The following is a 2,193-nucleotide window of genomic DNA, read 5'->3' on the forward strand; positions in this document are numbered from 1 at the left end:
GTTTTGATATTCTTTTATCCAACGCCCCAGTACCTGTGCGCTAATACCCAGGCTACGGGCTGCCTCTGTCCTAGTGTGGCCTTGATCAAGCACCAGACTAATCGCGTCCAATTTAAATTCTTGGGAATATTTTTTTCGTGTATTCAATTTACCTTCTCCAGTTAGGACGTATTATGTCTTAACTGGACTGGTCATATCTATTAGACCACGTCAGTACCGGGATGGCTCGATCGACAAGATCAATCAGGAGTTTATGCCTTGATTTCTTAAACATCGTGAACAGCTATCGCTCAAAAACAATACTAGCGCCAACCACTAGAATCCTATAAGCTCGCTCTCCTTATTTTGGCTGTATTGTTATTGTACAGCCCCTACAGTTGAGCAGTTTATGAGTTTCGAGTCTTTAGGTCTTTCGCTTCCACTATTAAAAGCTATTGAAGAATTAGGGTATAAAACCCCATCCCCTATACAAGAAAAAGCTATACCTGAAGTACTTGCCGGCCATGACCTTTTAGCAGCAGCACAAACCGGCACAGGGAAAACTGCTGGTTTTACATTGCCCATCCTAGATCGTCTCGTTAAAGGCGAAAAACCAAAAGGTAATCGAGTTCGTGCAGTTATCCTCGCCCCAACCAGAGAACTCGCAGCACAAATTGCCGTAAGTGTTGAGCAGTATTCGAAACACCTTCCTCTACGTTCTTCTGTTGTCTACGGTGGCGTCAAGATTAACCCTCAGATGATGCTGCTACGTAAAGGTCTCGATATACTTGTAGCCACTCCGGGACGTCTTCTCGACCTACACTCTCAAAATGCAGTGAAATTTGAAGACCTCGAAATCCTTGTTCTCGATGAAGCTGACAGAATGCTAGATATGGGCTTTATAAGGGATATTCGGAAAATTATTTCCTTGCTTCCAAAGAACAGGCAAAGCCTATTATTCTCAGCCACCTTTTCAGACGAAATCAAGATGCTCTCAAGAGAGTTTACACATAACCCCGTTGAGGTCTCAGTTAGTCCCAGTAATACAACAGCAAAAACAATTGAGCAGTGGATATACCCAGTCGATAAAAATAGAAAATCAAAACTTTTATGCCAATTGATTAAGGAAGAAAACTGGCAACAAACTTTGGTTTTTTGTCGTACCAAACATGGATCAAACCGCCTAACAAGAGTTCTCGAAGGGGCAGGTATCAAAGCTGCCGCGATTCACGGCAATAAAAGTCAAGGTGCCCGAACTCGAGCCCTACAAGAGTTTAAGTCTGGTGTCATTCAAGTTTTAGTTGCGACTGATATTGCAGCACGCGGCATCGATATAGATCAGCTACCTCAGGTTGTTAACTTTGAGCTACCTCACGTATCTGAAGATTACGTGCACAGAATAGGTAGAACCGGCCGCGCGGGGTCGGATGGTTTAGCGATATCTTTGGTTTGTGCCGATGAATTTAAAGAACTCAAAGGTATTGAACGGTTAACTAAACAAGTGATTCAACGTAGAACGGTCGAAGGCTTCGAACCTGTGCACTCCCTACCCGAATCCCAGCTAGATACTCGTCCGATCAAAGCAAAAAAGCCCAAGAAACCCAAAAAGCCAAAAGCCGAGCAGCACGGCAATCAGGCGAAGACCGACTCCGATAAAAATAAGCCTAGAAGAGCAAAAAGACGCCCTACTCAAAAGCAATCCCGCGGAAATCAGTCAAGCAGCCAGTCAAGTAACAAGGATATATGGAAACAAAAGTAGCCGTAGCCACTAAGAATTGTTTTGAAAGAACTTAAAAAGCTCAGATCCAGGTAATCTGAGCTTTATTGAAAAAAGACGATTAGATTGTTACAGAAATAGAGTCGGATAAGTCGCTTTCGAGGCCGTCAGTATCTACAACGGTAATTGCAAAATGATAATCACCATCGGCCAGCTCAGTAACAATATATGAGGTATCTAGACCATCGACCTCATGAACAGTATCAACCTCACCGTTACCAGCAACTTGATAGATTCTAAAGCCCTGTATTTCGTAAACTTCGAAATCTGAACCATCTGCTCGCTGACTTGGATAAGCCCAGCTAAATTCTATAGCGCCGAGAGACGCTTCTTGCTCCTGCCCGTCAGTAGCGTCAGAAGAACCTTCGTTGTCACTACCGCTAGAATCACTCGACCCGCTTTGACTTTCCCCACTGCCCGCTTGCTGGTCGTCAGAG

Annotated in this window: 3 protein-coding genes; 1 reads left to right on the top strand and 2 read right to left on the bottom strand. The window is 44.0% G+C overall.

Features of this window, described 5'->3' with window-relative positions:
* Positions 1-147: transposase (locus tag A3766_RS16835; protein WP_156508940.1), on the bottom strand; the 147-nt coding region annotated here is incomplete at its 3' end.
* 241 nt (positions 148-388) lie between these two features.
* Between A3766_RS16835 and A3766_RS16840 the strand changes: the two genes are divergently transcribed.
* Positions 389-1,738, top strand: coding sequence for a DEAD/DEAH box helicase (locus A3766_RS16840; protein ID WP_068507786.1), 1,350 nt, complete (start codon positions 389-391; stop codon positions 1,736-1,738).
* Positions 1,739-1,817: 79 nt separating this feature from the next.
* Here the strand turns inward: A3766_RS16840 and A3766_RS31265 are convergent.
* Positions 1,818-2,193: fibronectin type III domain-containing protein (locus A3766_RS31265; RefSeq protein ID WP_068642552.1), on the bottom strand; the 376-nt coding region annotated here is incomplete at its 5' end.

It is taken from the genome of Oleiphilus sp. HI0132, assembly GCF_001635845.1.